Below are 15,557 nucleotides of genomic sequence, written 5' to 3' on the forward strand. Positions count from 1 at the left end.
CTTGAGCTTCCAATTGGGGTTCTGGCCGTAACTGCGGGGAATGTTTGGACTTCCGGCCGCTGTTAGGTTTGGATTTCCTGATTGATACCGCTGTTTGCGGTAGAAATCCAAACCTAAAGGCGTACGCGTTCGCTCCTCCAGTTCCAAACTTCCCCTCCGTTACTTCACCTTCAATTTTTTATCAATTCATTTTATATAGGTTTATTCTACCACAACTTTCCTTTTCCCTGAAAACCGGGAAAAAATGCAGCAATAGTAAAAGGGACAACCTCCCTCCGGTATGGAGGAGATGTTGTCCCTTTGTGTATTGAAATGCTAGTTAGCCGCCGACACGGGCAAGCTCACGCATATTTGCTTCGAACGCAGCCATCAGGGCGGCATCACCGGTGAGACCGGTCTGCTCAACCTTGCGGATCTGCTCCATCATCCGTTTGTAATCCTTCGGAATGACACGGACGAACTTCGGCAGAGCATCTTCCCAGGCTTCGAGAACGCTTCTTCCGGCGTTGCTGTCCGTAAGCTCTGCATGACGGGTGATCATACCCTTCAGCTCGGCAATTTCCTCTGCCTCTTCCACGCGCTCCAGAAGAACCATTTCCAGATTGCAGCGTTTGATGAACGAATTGTCAGGATCGTACACGTAAGCAATACCGCCTGACATACCTGCCGCAAAGTTGCGTCCGGTTGCGCCAAGCACCACCACACGGCCGCCGGTCATATATTCACAGCCGTGGTCGCCCACGCCTTCAACAACCACATTCGCACCCGAGTTGCGGACGGCGAACCGTTCGCCGGCAATACCGCTGATATAAGCTTCACCGCTGGTAGCACCGTAGAACGCCGTGTTCCCGATGATGATATTGTCCTCGGCGGCAAAGGTTGCCTTCCGGGACGGCTTGATAATCAGCTTGCCGCCGGACAGCCCTTTACCGACGTAGTCATTGGAGTCGCCTTCGACGGTGATCGTAATCCCCTTCGGTACGAACGCACCCAAGCTCTGTCCGGCTGAACCGGTGAAATGCAGGCGGATCGTATCATCCGGCAGACCTGCCGCACCATACTTGCGTGTCAGCTCGCTGCCCAGAATGGTTCCAACCGCACGGTTGACGTTCGTGATCGGCAGAGAAGCCTCAACCACCTTACCGGATTCCAGTGCCGGTGCGGCAAGCTCCAGCAGCTTCGACACATCCAGTGTTTCTTCCAGACCATGATTCTGTCTCTGGCTGTTGAAGCGTGTGCTTCCTTCCGGCATTGCCGGAGTATGCAGCAGGCTGCTAAGATCCACGCCTTTCTTCTTCCAGTGGCTCGAAGCTTTGGCAGCATCCAGACAATCAGTGCGGCCGACCATTTCTTGAATGGTGCGGAAGCCAAGCTCTGCCATGATTTCCCGCAGATCCTCCGCCACAAAGGTCATAAAGTTAACGACATGCTGCGGATCACCCGCAAAGTTCTTGCGCAGCTCCGGGTTCTGTGTCGCTACGCCAACCGGACAGGTATCCATTTGACATACCCGCATCATAATGCAGCCTACGGCTACAAGCGGCGCAGTGGCAAATCCGTATTCTTCAGCGCCCAGCAATACGGCTACAGCCAGGTCGCGGCCGCTGAGCATTTTGCCGTCAGTTTCCAGTACAACACGGTCACGCAGATTGTTCAGCATCAGCGTCTGATGCGTTTCAGCCAGCCCAAGCTCCCACGGGAGACCGGCATGGCGAATGGAGTTCATCGGCGATGCACCGGTACCGCCATCGTAACCGCTGACCAGGATGATGTCGGCACGGCCTTTGGCAACCCCTGCGGCGATGGTTCCGACACCGACTTCAGATACGAGCTTAACGTTAATATTCGCACGCGGATTGGCGTTCTTCAGATCATAGATCAGCTCTGCCAAATCCTCGATGGAGTAAATATCATGATGCGGCGGCGGCGAGATCAGACCCACACCTGCTGTGGAGCCGCGCACTTCGGCTACCCAAGGATACACCTTACGGCCCGGAAGCTGTCCGCCTTCACCCGGCTTGGCTCCCTGTGCCATCTTGATCTGAATTTCGTCGGCGTTCACCAGATAGTTCGAGGTAACCCCGAAACGTCCAGATGCTACCTGCTTAATGGCACTGCGGCGGGAATCGCCGTTGCTGTCGGGAGTGAAGCGCGCCGGATCTTCGCCGCCTTCCCCGGTGTTGCTCTTGCCGCCAATACGGTTCATAGCGATAGCCAGTGTCTCATGGGCTTCCTTGCTGATCGAGCCGAAGGACATGGCTCCGGTCTTGAAGCGTTTCATGATGGATGCAGCCGATTCAACCTCTTCCAGCGGAATCGGCTGATTGAACGGTTTGAACTGCAGCAGGGAGCGCAATGTCTGTTGCTTCTCGCTTTCGCCCTGAACAAGCGCTGCATACTTTTTGTACATTCCATAATCTCCGCTCCGCACGGATTGCTGGAGCAGATGAATAGTCTGCGGGTTGAACAGATGCTCTTCCCCGTCGCTGCGCCATTGATATTCACCGCCGGAATCCAGCACTTTGTCGTTGCCGTCTTTGTCGGTGAAGGCACGGTTATGGTGAGCAAGAGCTTCCGCAGCCACTTCCTCAAGGCCGATGCCGCCAATGCGGGAAGGCGTCCAGGTGAAGTAACGGTCCACAAATTCCGAATTCAGACCGACAGCCTCGAAGATCTGTGCGCCGCGGTAGGATTGGATTGTCGAGATGCCCATTTTGGACAGTATTTTAACTACGCTCTTCGTCGCAGCTTTAATATAATTCTTCACGGCCTTCTCATGCGAGATGCCGCGCAGCAGCCCTTGGCCGATCATATCATCCAGACTTTCGAAAGCCAGGTACGGATTGACCGCGCTCACGCCATAGCCAAGCAGCAGCGCATAATGATGAACCTCACGCGGTTCGCCGGATTCCAGCAAAATGCTGACCTTGGTCCGGGTTCCCGAACGAATCAAATGGTGATGCAGGCTGGACACGGCGAGCAGCGCCGGAATTGCCGCGTTCTCACGGTCTACGCCACGGTCGGACAGGATAAGAATGTTATGCCCCTTAGCCATGACACGGTCAGCCGCTTCATTCATGCGCTCCAGCGCAATGCGCAGCCCTTCAGCTCCTAGCTCAGCCGGGAACAGAATCGGAAGCGACATTGATTTGAAGCCTGCACGGCGGATGTGGCGGATCTTGGCGAAATCCTCATTCGACAAAATCGGGGAGTCCAGCGAGATCTGACGACAGCTCTCAGGCTCTGGCTTGAGCAGGTTGCGCTCAGGTCCAATCGTCGTTGCCGTAGATGTAACCAGCTCTTCACGGATGGCATCAATCGGCGGATTCGTTACCTGGGCGAACATTTGTTTAAAATAGTTGTACAGACGCTGCGGACGGTCCGACAGCACCGCAAGCGGGGCGTCGTAGCCCATCGAGCCTACAGCTTCAGCACCGGTGGAAGCCATCGGCTCCAGCACCTTGCGCAGATCCTCAAAGGTATAGCCGAAGGACTGCTGAAGCTGCTGCACATTGTCATGCTTCGGATTCGGAAGCTCCGGCGCATCGGGAAGCTGATCCAGGCCGATCAGATGCTCATCCAGCCAATCACGGTAAGGCTGCTCGGAAGCAATGGCGGCTTTGACCTCTTCGTCGGAAATGATCCGGCCCTGCTTCGTATCCACCAGCAGCATGCGGCCCGGTCTCAGGCGGTCTTTATAGAGAACATTCTCCGCAGGAATATCAAGTACGCCTGCCTCGGAGGACAAAATAATCAGATCATCTTTGGTTACATAATAACGCGCAGGACGCAGTCCGTTACGGTCGAGAATCGCGCCAATCTGGACACCGTCGGTAAAGCCCATTGCGGCTGGTCCGTCCCACGGCTCCATCAGAGTGCTGTGGTATTCATAGAAAGCTTTCTTCTTCTCGTCCATGCTGTCATGGTTGCTCCAAGGCTCAGGAACCATCATCATAGCCACATGCGGCAGAGAACGTCCGCTGAGGTACAGGAATTCGAAGGTATTGTCGAACATCGCGGTGTCGGAGCCGTCCGGATTCACAACCGGCTTGATCTTGCTCAGATCTTCTCCGAACACTTCACTCTTGAACAGCGACTGGCGCGCGTGCATCCAGTTCACATTTCCCCGCAGCGTATTGATTTCACCGTTGTGGATCATGAAGCGGTACGGGTGCGCACGCTCCCAGCTTGGGAACGTGTTGGTACTGAACCGGGAGTGGAGAAGTGCGATGGCCGATTCCAGCTCTTCGTTCTGCAATTCAAGGTAGAACTGTCCCACCTGTGCAGTTGTCAGCATGCCTTTGTATACGATCTTTCGACAGGACATACTTGGCACATAGAAGGATTCGCCCTCTTCAGCGCCGCCGTAGCGGATCGCCAGCTCGGCGCGTTTGCGGATGATATACAGCTTGCGTTCAAAGGCCATTTCATCCTTGATGCCTTCGGAACGTCCGATGAACACCTGACGGACATAAGGCTTGGCCGCTTTGGCCGTCTTGCCCAGCATTTCGTCAAAGGTAGGCACATCGCGGTAGCCAAGCACCTGCTGGCCTTCCTCGGCGATAATCTCGCTGAGGAGCGATTCATGGCGGTTACGGATCTCCTCGTTGTGAGACAAAAAGATCATGCCCACGCCATAATGTCCCTGCTCCGGCAGCTCAAAGCCAAGCCTGCTGGCTTCACCGGCAAAGAAACGGTGCGGAATCTGCAGCATGATGCCGGCTCCGTCACCCGAGTTTGGTTCGCTTCCCTGGCCTCCCCGATGCTCCATGTTGATGAGCATGGTCAAAGCGTTACTTACAATATCATGGGACGGCTTGCCTTTGATATGGGCGACAAACCCCATTCCGCAGGCATCCTTTTCGAACTGGGGATCATACAGGCCCTGTTTAACGGGCAGTTCAGTGTGTCTCATCGTACGCAACCTTTCTATTATAAAGTAAACGAATTTCCAGGAAAAATTTTCAGTGCAAATTCTTAATAAATATTCAAGGCAGATTGGTTATATCATTTTATCATCGACCTGACATGAGCGCAATTTAAACTTTTTTATGAGCTTGATTAACAAATGCTTTTGCGGCGCAGCTTTAGTGAATAAAAGCGTAAAAAATCTTTGTTATGCATAAATATGCACAAATAACGAATAAGCGCTTATTCAATGAAAACGCTTCATTCATTTTCCTGACACAATCATGGCACGTTCCGTCCTGAATTAACGCTGAATAAGATAACAAAAAGAACGCCCCGGAAAAGGAGCGTTCTTTCTGTTATTCCTATGAATATTGAATAACGTTCAATTATAAACTCAAAGCCTGTTCACTCTTCATTTCTACCTGACTGCCCCGTTCACGGGTCATGAAATATGTGAAGGTCAAGGCCAGGAAGACAATTCCGTAAACAGCCAGCGTTCCGGCATCAGTCCACATTGTGCCGATTTCACCGGTGGAAATCACTGCCTTGAAGCCTCTGACACTGTAGGTCATAGGCAGCAGCGGGTTGAAGAATTTCATCCAGCTCGGAATCAGCTCAAGCGGGAAGGTTCCTGCGCTTGTAGTCAATTGGAAGATCAGAATAACGATAACCACGAACCGTCCCGACTGATCCATCCAGGTAACGATAGCCTGAATCATCCACATGAAGGCAAGGCCTGTAATGAAGGTAAAGGCGTAGAACAATGGTACATTCTCTACATTCAGTCCAAGGCCGTAAAGCACAATAAGTACAGCCATCAGAGCCTGGAACATACTCATCATCGAGAATGTAAGGGTACGGCTGACGAAGCGGTTGAAGCGGCTGGCCCCAATCACTTCAGAATCGCGCATTGGAATAACGATGGTGCAGATAAGTGCGCCTACGAACAAGCCAAGAGACAGGAAGTATGGTGCAAAACCTGTACCATAGTTAGGTACTGTAGTGTATTCTTTCTCATCAATCTGTACTGGCTGGGCGAACATTGATGCAAGGGCATCGGTTTTCTTCACGGAGCTGGTCTTCGAAGCGGCATCGCCGAGCTTCGATGCCAGCTCGCCGGAGCCGGCCTTCAGGTCATCCAGGCCATCCTTAAGCTTGCCTGCTCCATCGCTCAGCTTCTTCGAACCATCCGCTACAGAGCTGAGACCGCTGCTGAGCTTGCCTGCACCGGCCAGCAGCTTAGTGGTTCCTGCTTCCAGCGATTTACCGCCATCGGCCAGCTTCGCGCCGCCTGCCGCAGCTTCATCCAGCTTCGCGCCGAACTGCTTCATGCCTGCAGCAAGCTTGCTGCCGCCGCTTTCCAGCGATCCGGCCCCAGCGAGCAGCTGCTGCTGTCCTGCCAGAAGCTGCGTGCTGCCTGCATTCAGCTTCTGCGCGCCGTCATGCAGCTGGGTTACACCGGCATCGAGTTGCTGTGATCCATCGTGCAGTTGGTTCGCACCCTGAACCAGTTGTGTCTGACCGCTGTGCAGCGCAGAGGCGCCGTCGAGAAGCTGCTGCTGGCTTTGATCCAGCTGCGCAATGCCTTGGGCAACTGAGGTGCTTGCTGCAATCAGCTTCTGCACATCAGGGCTTGCTGCCAGTTGCGGATTCGATTTGGCCAGCTGCTGCAGGCCATCGGCTACCGCTTTGGCTCCCGCGCTAATCTTGGCGCTACCGTCCTTCGAAGCCTTCAGTCCGGCTTCCAGCTTCGCGCTGCCGTCTTCGGAGGATGTCAATCCCGCAGCCAGCTTCGCGCTGCCGTCCACAACGGACTGCGTACCAGCTTGCAGCTTGTTAGTTCCGTCTACAGCAGACTTCGTACCGGCTTGCAGTGCAGCCGCACCGGCAGCCGTCTTTTGCAGACCGGCATTCAGTTGTTTGCTGCCGTCTGCTGTCTTCGCTACGCCGTCCTGGAGCTGCTTGTGCGCCGCGGACAGTTGTTCAAGTCCTCCGGCAAGCTTGCTGCTGCCGGTCTTGAGTGCTGCAGCACCGTTGTTCAGAGCTGTCACACCTTCTGTAAGCGGCGCTGCGCCGTCCAGGAGCTTGCCGGTGCCTTCAGTCAGCACAACCAGGTTATCCTTCAGCTTAAGCGCGCCGTCGTCCAGCTTAGTGGCACCGTCCGCAATTTTGTGGGCGCCGTCTCCCGCTTCGCCAAGGCCGCTGGAGATTTCAGTGATTTTGTCAAGAACAGAGTTGGTATAAGCTTCGGTAATTTTGGCAGATACTTTAGTCTTGATATCTTTTACGGCAGTACCGCCGATCTGACCAGCCAGGAAGTTGTAGCCTTCGTTTGGCTCATAGATGATTTTGGCCGGCTGCGGATTATCATCCAGCACTGTGGTTGCATTAGCGGAGAAATCCTCCGGAACCACGATAGCCATATAATAAGTTTCGTCTTTCAGACCGGCTTCCGCCTGTGCACGGGTCACGAAATTCCATTTGAACCCGTCGGTCTTCTTAAGCTCCTCTACCAGATCGTTCCCGGCAGTAAGGCTCTTGCCTTCATAGTCGGCACCTTTGTCTTCATTAACAACGGCGACCGGCAGCTCATTCATTTTGCCATACGGGTCCCAGAATGCCTTCAAGAACAATCCGCTGTACAGCACCGGAATGAACAGGACGACAAACATCGGAATCAGCACCTTGGGATTCTTGAACGCTGCGCCCAGGTCCTTGGCAAATACGGATAAAGATTTCATTCTGGTTCTCTCCTTTAGATCATATGCTCTCTTTAAAATGCTATAAATCTTACAAATGCTAGTTTTGTGAAACTTTGCGTAATACCAGGTGACTATTTTCCCCAAGTAGTCAATCGAGAGCAAAGAAAAACTCCTGCCGGAGTCGTTTGAGGCTATCGCCAACCATCAAAACCTTATTACGCTATTGCGCCAGCCCTTCGGCCAGAAACAAATGGAAATAGCTTGTGATTTGTTCTTTCGTCAAAGGTACATGTACTCTGTTGAGCTCGGCTGTCAGCACGATATACAGTCTGAACATCACCAGCGATACTATCTTGGAGTCGCAGGGCTTAACCTCACCATGATCTATCGCATACTCCACCTCCCGCTGCAAATATTCGAGGATCACATTCTCAAGCTTATCGAGACCTTCATTAGCCTGCGGGGTTCCGAAATCACGGCTTTCCTGGGACAACTTGACGAACAGCTCATGTTCACTGCGAAATTCCAGCACGGCATCAAGAACACGGCGCAGATTATCAAAAAAAGGCCGGTCCCGCTTGATCTCACGCTCGGCGATAGACTTTATATCCATCATAACTTCACGCAGGATCTCATCAAACAACTGTTCCTTATTTGCGAAAAAGGTGTAGATCGTTCCTTTGCCGACATTTGCAATCTTGGCGACCTGATCCATTGTTGTTGCTTTGTAGCCGAATAATGAAAATGACTTGGTCGCGGCCTGAAGCACCTGTTGCCTTCGATCCACCACAGCCACCTTTACACTCCCTTTCTTCCGGAAATATCGTTACCACCGCTTATTGACCATTTTACTATTCCGGTCACTTGGTCACAACTCACTTTAACACGTTGCCACTCCGTTTGCAATACTTGGGAGAAATCTTTATTTTTTTCTTTTTGCAGTGTTTTAACTTTCTATTTACGTCTTATTTGTATAATGTGAGAAAAGAAGCAAGTTCCTTAGTATAATAGTAAAAGAAGATTGATCCTATGAAGGAAAGTAGCAGGTGAACTTATGCGAAAGAAAAGAGTACTGCTGTTTTCGGAAGGCTTCGGTACGGGCCATACAGGGGCAGCCTATGCTCTGGCCGAAGGTATAAAGCGGCTCAGTCCGGATGTGCAGTGCCGGGTCATTGAGCTGGGGAAGTTCCTTAATCCTACGGTTGCTCCCTGGATTCTTTCAGCTTACCGCAAAACAGTCAGCAGCCAGCCGAAGCTGGTCGGCATGATGTATAAGACACAATATCACAAATCACTGAACCGGTTGACCAAGATGGCGCTTCACCGGATTTTTTATACACATGCCTCACAGGTTATTGAGCAGCTTAAGCCGGATTTGATTATTTGTACGCATCCAATTCCTGCTGCCGTTATTTCCAGATTGAAGCAGCAAGGGCTGGATGTGCCGCTCTACACGCTGATTACGGATTATGACGCGCACGGAAGCTGGGTCAATGCCGAGGTCAACCGCTACCTCGTATCTACATCCCGTGTGAAGTCCATTCTGACCGGACGGGGAATCTGTCCCGAGCAGGTTATGGTCACCGGCATTCCGGTGCATCCGAAATTCTGGGAGCGTTCGAATAAAACGATGCTCCGCAAGGAGCTCGGACTCGCCAACATTCCTACGGTGCTGATTATGGGCGGCGGCTGGGGCCTGATGTTCGGTGAGGATGTCATGAACTCGCTCACGGCCCGGATGGATGAAATCCAGTTGATCTTCTGCATGGGCAGTAATGACAAGCTAGTTGCCAAAATGCGGACCAATCCGCTGCTGAACCATCCCAACGTGAAGATCCTCGGGTACACCAGTGAAATCAACAAGCTGATGGATGCCTCCGATCTGCTCATTACAAAGCCCGGCGGGATGACCTGCACGGAAGGCCAGGCCAAAGGCATCCCGATGCTTTTTTACAGCGCCATTCCCGGCCAGGAGGAGAAGAACTGCCAATATTTTGTGGAGCTGGGTCTGGCCGAAGAGCTGGATTCAGATGTAGTGAACAAATGGTTCTCGATGCTGCTTCGGGAGTACACCAGTCTTGAAGAGCTGCGCAGACGGCGGCTCGCGCCGGAGCGGCAGCAGCCGAGCCACTGCGCTTCAACCATACTGGAGCTGCTGGGCAAGCCGGCTGGCGGGACAGCAGCAGAGCTGCGTGGTGCACGCGCTGCTGCCCAGGGCCGGAATGAAGAGGCTGTGTATGTCACTCCCTAAATTCTCATATTTAAGCAAAGGGTGTCCAAAGCCATGATAAATGGCCTTAGGACACCCTTTGTTTTGCCTGCGCTTAATGGTACAGCCCTGTTGTCAGTTAACCCGCTGCTTTACTTATAAAAAGTATGATTGCCGATAGTTTTGGCGTACTTCTGGGAATGGTGCACGGTAAGGTCCTGGGCAAGCTTCAGCGACAGGAAATAATACGTATCATCGGTAACCGCCTTTATTCCAGAGAGTGCGGCATTTACAGCTCTAATACAATCCGCATTTGGCTTCACACGGTTAAGACGCCCGTTAGCAACAGGACTGAATTGTCTTTTTTGATAAATTACATCATGAATGGTGTCGGGAAAATTGGCTGACCGTAGCCGGTTCAGAACAACGTTGGCGACTGCCACCTTGCCCTGGTACGGTTCACCCTCTGCTTCTGCCATAACGATTTTTCGCAGCAGTAGCAGGTCTTCTTCGGATACAGCGTAGCTCCAGGTGGCTTGACTTCGTTGTGCCTGGCTTAGTAGCTTTGTCCGGGAGAAGAACAATTTTGTGGGGGGATGTTGCTGAATTGCCGTGTTTTTATTATTTACGGTCTGGCTCCCCTTGCCCTCCGCCTGTCTGAGCGCTTGCTGCGCAACGGGCGGGCTTGTCTTCACCACAGCGACCTTCCGCCGAGGAATATCAGTATGGGATGCTGTGCCCTTCGGCTTCAGGCTATCCGGACTGATCCATTCCACGGGTTGCCGGAATTTCTGGGCTTGTCCCAGATCGGCGGCTGTGGTGTAGAGCATGGGCCTAAATGTATTATTGCTGCTCCTCTGCGAGGATTTCGGTGTTGAAACGGGAATAAGTAAGGCTGCTGCTTGGCCGCTTGACTGAAATTTATCTGTTCGAGCCGAATTTTTCCCTTTTACGATTTCTTCGTTGCCCAGCAAGCTTATCGAAGAAAAACACACTAGAATAACGCCAACGAGCAGCGCAATGCAGCGGTTTTGTTTAAAAATTACCATTATTTACCTCCTGTTTTACGGCACATTCCTATAATATGTAACCGAAAATGGAAGCTTTGAAAACTTTATTGTCGATTTTCATCTGAAAAATGTAAATTTTTCGATCATTTCATACATAGGAATGGCATGCATCCTGGTAGCATACACCAAAAAACCGTCCACCGTCCAGTCCAGCTCCCCTGATTCAGCATCCTTTGACATCCTCTCCGAGGATAAAGATTCCAATCTTTCCATACTAAAGGGACGCTTATCCCGATATTTCCGGGCAAGTGTAAGATGGGGGTTGTACGCCCTCGCTTCGGGGGTAAATCCTAGTGGGCGAGTCGAGGAAACCACGCTCCGCTGAAGGCGGTTCAGCTTCTCCAATTCTCCGGAAACGCCCGCCCACAGCACTCTTGGGGCTTCAGGAAGGCCAAAGACTCCCCACTGCGCAAGCTGCAACTGAAACGGAGCACAAGCTGCGGATACCTTCCTCAAAGCTTCAAGGAGAGCCGGAATCTCCGGCTTGGGTGTGTCTCCCAGAAACTGCAGCGTAATATGATAATCCGCAAAATGTGTCCATTTTGCAAATTTCAGCTCTGAATACAATGCAGCGCATTCATTCCGCAGCAATTCGCATAGCCTTGCAGGCAGCTTGACCGCAATAAACAGCCGTTCGATGTCAGAACCAGGCAGGGTACGTTCCATTGCAATTTCACCTTTCCAGGCAGATTTGTTATCCTTAATCTTATACAGGTATAAGAGCTGAATTGGATTTTCCAAATTGGCTTAAATCGTGACTGTGGAGAATGTTTGGACTTCCAGACGCTTACGCTCCGTAAGTATCCAAACTTCTCCTCCATCACTTCTGCCTTTTTGTAGTTTTTTGTTTCAGCTTATATAACCAGCTCTACTAATAGTATAACGGGAGGGAATCCTCATGACGACGAAATCTATTGTTTGTCTGCATACTCTTACATCCCGGCAGCAAGAGCAGATCTGTGCCGCCGCTCCAGGTTATACCCTCTCTCTGGCAGATGCCAAATCTCCAGATTTGAAGCTGCTAGCCGAAGCGGAAATTGTTATTGGCTGGGCCAAAGGAATCAGCGACACACTGCTGAAGCCGGAGTCGCCGCTGCGCTGGCTGCAGTCCTGGTCGGCCGGAGTCGAGAAGCTTCCGCTTGAAGGCCTGGAGAAGAAGGGCATCCTGCTAACCAATGCCAGCGGCGTCCACGCCGAGCCGATTGCGGCCGTTATTTTCGGCTTCATGCTGATGTTCACCCGCAACCTGCATACCGCTGTGCGCAACCAGCAGAACCGGCATTGGCATTCGGACGGCAGCGAAAGCGAGCTGACCTTCAAAACCGCCGTTATTGCCGGAACCGGCGCCATCGCCGCTGAAACGGCAAGAATCGCCAAAGCCTTCCGGATGGAAACCATCGGTGTAAGCCGTTCCGGCAGACCGGCCAATGGCTTCGACAAGGTCTACACAACCGCACTGCTGGCGGACGCTGTAGGCCAGGGGGATTTCATTATCAACACTCTGCCGCTCACCGATGAGACGCGGCAAATATTCGATGCGGGGATCTTCTCGGCATGCAAGCAAGGCTCATATTATATTAATATTGGCCGCGGGGCCACAACCCATACAGAGGATTTGATGGCAGCCCTGAACAGCGGACATTTGGCCGGTGCGGGCCTTGATGTGTTCGAGACCGAGCCGCTTCCCAAGGAGCATCCGCTGTGGGGGATGGAGCAGGTAATCATCACTCCCCACTGCGCCGGGGCAACGGACCGTTACGCAGACAGGCTGGTTGATATTTTCACAGAAAATATGCAGTCCTACCTGCAAACGGGAGTCCCTTCGCGCAATTTGGTAGACTACAGCCGCCAATACTGATTGGCGGTAGTTCCCAAAACATTACTACACAGCACAAAACGGCTACGCCGACCTTCATGGACAACGTAGCCGCTTTAGATTTCAGTTTTGCGTTGCCTGGAGGACCCTTTATGAATCCTTTGGTAATTCCAAGTGGAAAAAGGGTCACTAATTTGCTCGAGCACCCTATTCTCCGCAGGTGAAGTGGAAAAAGGTTAACTAATTCAGCTCATTTCGCTCTTGATGAAGGAATATAACCCAATTAAGTTTCCTTTTTCCACTTAAAACTCACAATGGTTGATTTTAGAGAGAAATAAGTTCCCTTTTTCCAACTAGATAACTTGAACTTAAGAAAGTAGGTAGCTCAGAACTCGCATTCTATTGCAACTCTGCAGCAGATGACCCATAAATCATTCGAAAAACTCAATCTACTGCACTCTGTACATTAGAATCCCTTGTAAAAGCTGTTTTTAACTCTGTATTCCGAAAGTCTATTGCACGAAATACAGCAGAAGGCGGTTCGACGCAAAATAATAAGTACTCTATTGCAAGAAGTGCAGTCATGCAAAAAATCCACTATGGTTATCCAACATGAAGACTACGAATTTCAAGTTCAATCTACATAACACTGCTCACCTGCTTCTTCGCCAGCGCTAGTTGGAAAAAGGCGTTCGAATCCGACTGATTTCCACTCATTTGTGTGAATTCGCCGAATTCAAAGAGGAATCATTATCTCCTAAACAACAAAAAAACAGCCTCTGCGCTGCATTTACTATATAAGCTGAAATAAAGAACAACAAAAGGCAAAGTGACGGAGGAGAAGTTTGGATACTTACGGAGCGCTAGCGGCCGGAAGTCCAAACATTCTCTGTAGTCACGACCAATGCCGATTGGGTGTATCTATAGTTCAGTTTATATGTTTTCGTAAATGCAATCCCGAGAGGCTGTTTTCCTACACCTGAAACCGGGTCACGGACTCCTTAAGCTCGGCTAACAAAGTTCCGAGATGCTCAATACCGGCCGCAACCTCACTTATGGTGCTGACCTGTTCATTAGCAGACGCCGATGTCTCTTCCACGCCCGCCGCCGACTCCTGCGCCAGAGCCGAGATATGCTGGCTGAATTCATTCATGCTTTCGCTTGCCGCAGTCATCTGCTTCAGATCGTTGCCCATCTCCTCAATGGCACTGGCCATTCCAGACACAGACTTGTTGATTTCAGCCAAGGCCGCACCCGTCTCCATGATTTGCCGGCTGCCCTCCTCCGTTTTCTCAACGCCGCTGCGCAACTGCTGGACCATTTCCCTTGAGTCATGCTGGATGCCTTGTGTGATTCCGGTAATCTCCGATACGGTCTGCTGTACCTCCTCCGAAAGCTTGCGCACCTCCTGCGCTACTACGGCGAAGCCACGTCCGCTATCTCCGGCTCTGGCCGCTTCGATTGCCGCATTAATCGCCAGAAGATGCGTCTGCTCGGAAATATTGCGGATCGCACCCACAAGCTGGAATATCCCTTCATTCTTGCGGTTCAGCTCTTCCACCGTTGCCATCGACTGGGAAACTACTTCGGCAATCTGGCCCATTTGCGAAACTGAGCTTTGCATCAATTCCTCGCCTCTGCTGCCCTTAACCCGGACCTGCTCCGAATGGACTGACAGATCTACACCTCTGCCCGCAAAGGCTTCAATCAGCCTGTTCAGCTCCTCTACTGCTCTGGACGCATCCACGGCCGCTTCCGCCTGGCTTGCCGATGCCTTCGCCAATTCCTCCATCGTAGAAGCAATTTGACTGCCGCCCTCTTTGGTGTAGGACACACTATGCCCCAAATCCTCGCTCTGCCTGGCAATGATCTGTTCGACGCTTCTGATCTGGCTCACAATATCCAGCAGCGTCCGGTTGGTCTCATTCACTGTGCCCGCCAGCAGGCCAATCTCATCCTGATTGGAGATTATAGTATCCTCCGCCGTCAGATCGCCGCCCGATATCCGCTGCAGATGAGCAGTCACCTTCTTGAGCGGATTGATCAGCGTACGCCGGATAAGCATGTTGATCAGCCCGATCACGATCAGCACAAGCACCACAGTTACAATATTCAACGTCATTGAGGTATGAAAAATTGTAACGGACAGTTCGCCCTTGTCAGATGCTTCCTTTTGGCTGTGCGCTACAAGCTTGTCTAAATCGGTCTGCATGGAGTTGAATGCGGCAATCCCTTTTTTCGAGACCTCCAGAGCCAATTCCTCATCACCTGAGCTGCTCAGCTTGATCGCCTGGTTGTTAATGGACATAAAATCATCCCATTTGTCGCTGAGTGACTGCAGCTGCTTCTGCTGCTCTGCGTCGCTGATCACAGCCTTATAGCTCTTCACAGTTTCGGCAACCTTGCGGATATATTCATCACGCTCTTTTTCCAGCTTCGCCTTCTCCGTTCCCCCGGTATTGAGAATATGCTGCATACTGATAGACATGATATGTTCTGTGTAGTAATTAACATTATGTATTCGGTTCAATTCGGGAATCGTGCTGTTGATGATATCCCCTGTATTCTTCTGCATGCCGTTCATTTGAATGAGGGAGATTCCACCTGAAATCATAACCAATATCGCCAAAGCCACGTATCCCGACGCTATCTTAATGCCGATGCTTCTTTTCCCCTTTGCTACAGCACGCTTCATTTTTTCGCTCAGTACTCCTCCTGCAGAACCCTTTACTTCAGAATCTTTTTCCACAAGCACTCCCCCTCAATCTTTTACGAAAATATAACATTGCATTTACATTTGTTACTTTTCATTTTCATAAATTGGCACAACAACAGACTACAAGTATTAT

General features: G+C 51.5%; 8 protein-coding genes. 2 read left to right on the plus strand and 6 right to left on the minus strand.

Annotation, left to right across the window (positions count from 1 at the left end; translation table 11 throughout):
* Positions 1–319: 319 nt before the first annotated feature.
* The 3 genes from gltB to ACX1DY_RS20900 form a co-directional block, all read right to left on the minus strand.
* A complete protein-coding gene (gene gltB / locus ACX1DY_RS20890; protein ID WP_458966129.1) occupies positions 320–4,915 on the minus strand; it encodes a glutamate synthase large subunit in 4,596 nt (1,531 codons plus the stop codon).
* A gap of 382 nt (positions 4,916–5,297) precedes the next feature.
* Complete coding sequence (locus tag ACX1DY_RS20895; RefSeq protein ID WP_458966130.1) at positions 5,298–7,652, minus strand: YhgE/Pip family protein; 2,355 nt, start codon at positions 7,650–7,652, stop codon at positions 5,298–5,300.
* 181 nt (positions 7,653–7,833) lie between these two features.
* A complete protein-coding gene (locus tag ACX1DY_RS20900; protein WP_458966131.1) occupies positions 7,834–8,409 on the minus strand; it encodes a TetR/AcrR family transcriptional regulator in 576 nt (191 codons plus the stop codon).
* A 258-nt stretch (positions 8,410–8,667) separates the two neighbouring features.
* On the opposite strand from ACX1DY_RS20900, the gene ACX1DY_RS20905 reads away from it, so the two are divergent.
* Positions 8,668–9,864 carry an MGDG synthase family glycosyltransferase gene (locus tag ACX1DY_RS20905; protein WP_458966132.1) on the plus strand — a complete coding sequence of 399 codons (1,197 nt, stop codon included), beginning with the start codon at positions 8,668–8,670 and terminating at the stop codon, positions 9,862–9,864.
* A 110-nt stretch (positions 9,865–9,974) separates the two neighbouring features.
* On the opposite strand, the gene ACX1DY_RS20910 is transcribed toward ACX1DY_RS20905, so the two are convergent.
* Both ACX1DY_RS20910 and thpR read right to left on the minus strand, forming a co-directional pair.
* The gene (locus ACX1DY_RS20910; protein WP_458966133.1) at positions 9,975–10,871 is read right to left on the minus strand and encodes a cell wall hydrolase; all 897 of its coding nucleotides are present in this window, start codon (positions 10,869–10,871) and stop codon (positions 9,975–9,977) included.
* 78 nt (positions 10,872–10,949) lie between these two features.
* Positions 10,950–11,558: an RNA 2',3'-cyclic phosphodiesterase gene (thpR, locus tag ACX1DY_RS20915; protein WP_458966134.1), complete on the minus strand. Its 609-nt coding sequence runs from the start codon at positions 11,556–11,558 to the stop codon at positions 10,950–10,952.
* Between the two features lie 232 nt (positions 11,559–11,790).
* Between thpR and ACX1DY_RS20920 the strand changes: the two genes are divergently transcribed.
* Positions 11,791–12,750: a D-2-hydroxyacid dehydrogenase gene (locus ACX1DY_RS20920; RefSeq protein ID WP_458966135.1), complete on the plus strand. Its 960-nt coding sequence runs from the start codon at positions 11,791–11,793 to the stop codon at positions 12,748–12,750.
* A gap of 931 nt (positions 12,751–13,681) precedes the next feature.
* On the opposite strand, the gene ACX1DY_RS20925 is transcribed toward ACX1DY_RS20920, so the two are convergent.
* The gene (locus ACX1DY_RS20925; protein WP_458966136.1) at positions 13,682–15,457 is read right to left on the minus strand and encodes a methyl-accepting chemotaxis protein; all 1,776 of its coding nucleotides are present in this window, start codon (positions 15,455–15,457) and stop codon (positions 13,682–13,684) included.
* Positions 15,458–15,557 lie beyond the last annotated feature (100 nt).

This window comes from Paenibacillus sp. BAC0078, assembly GCF_054483875.1.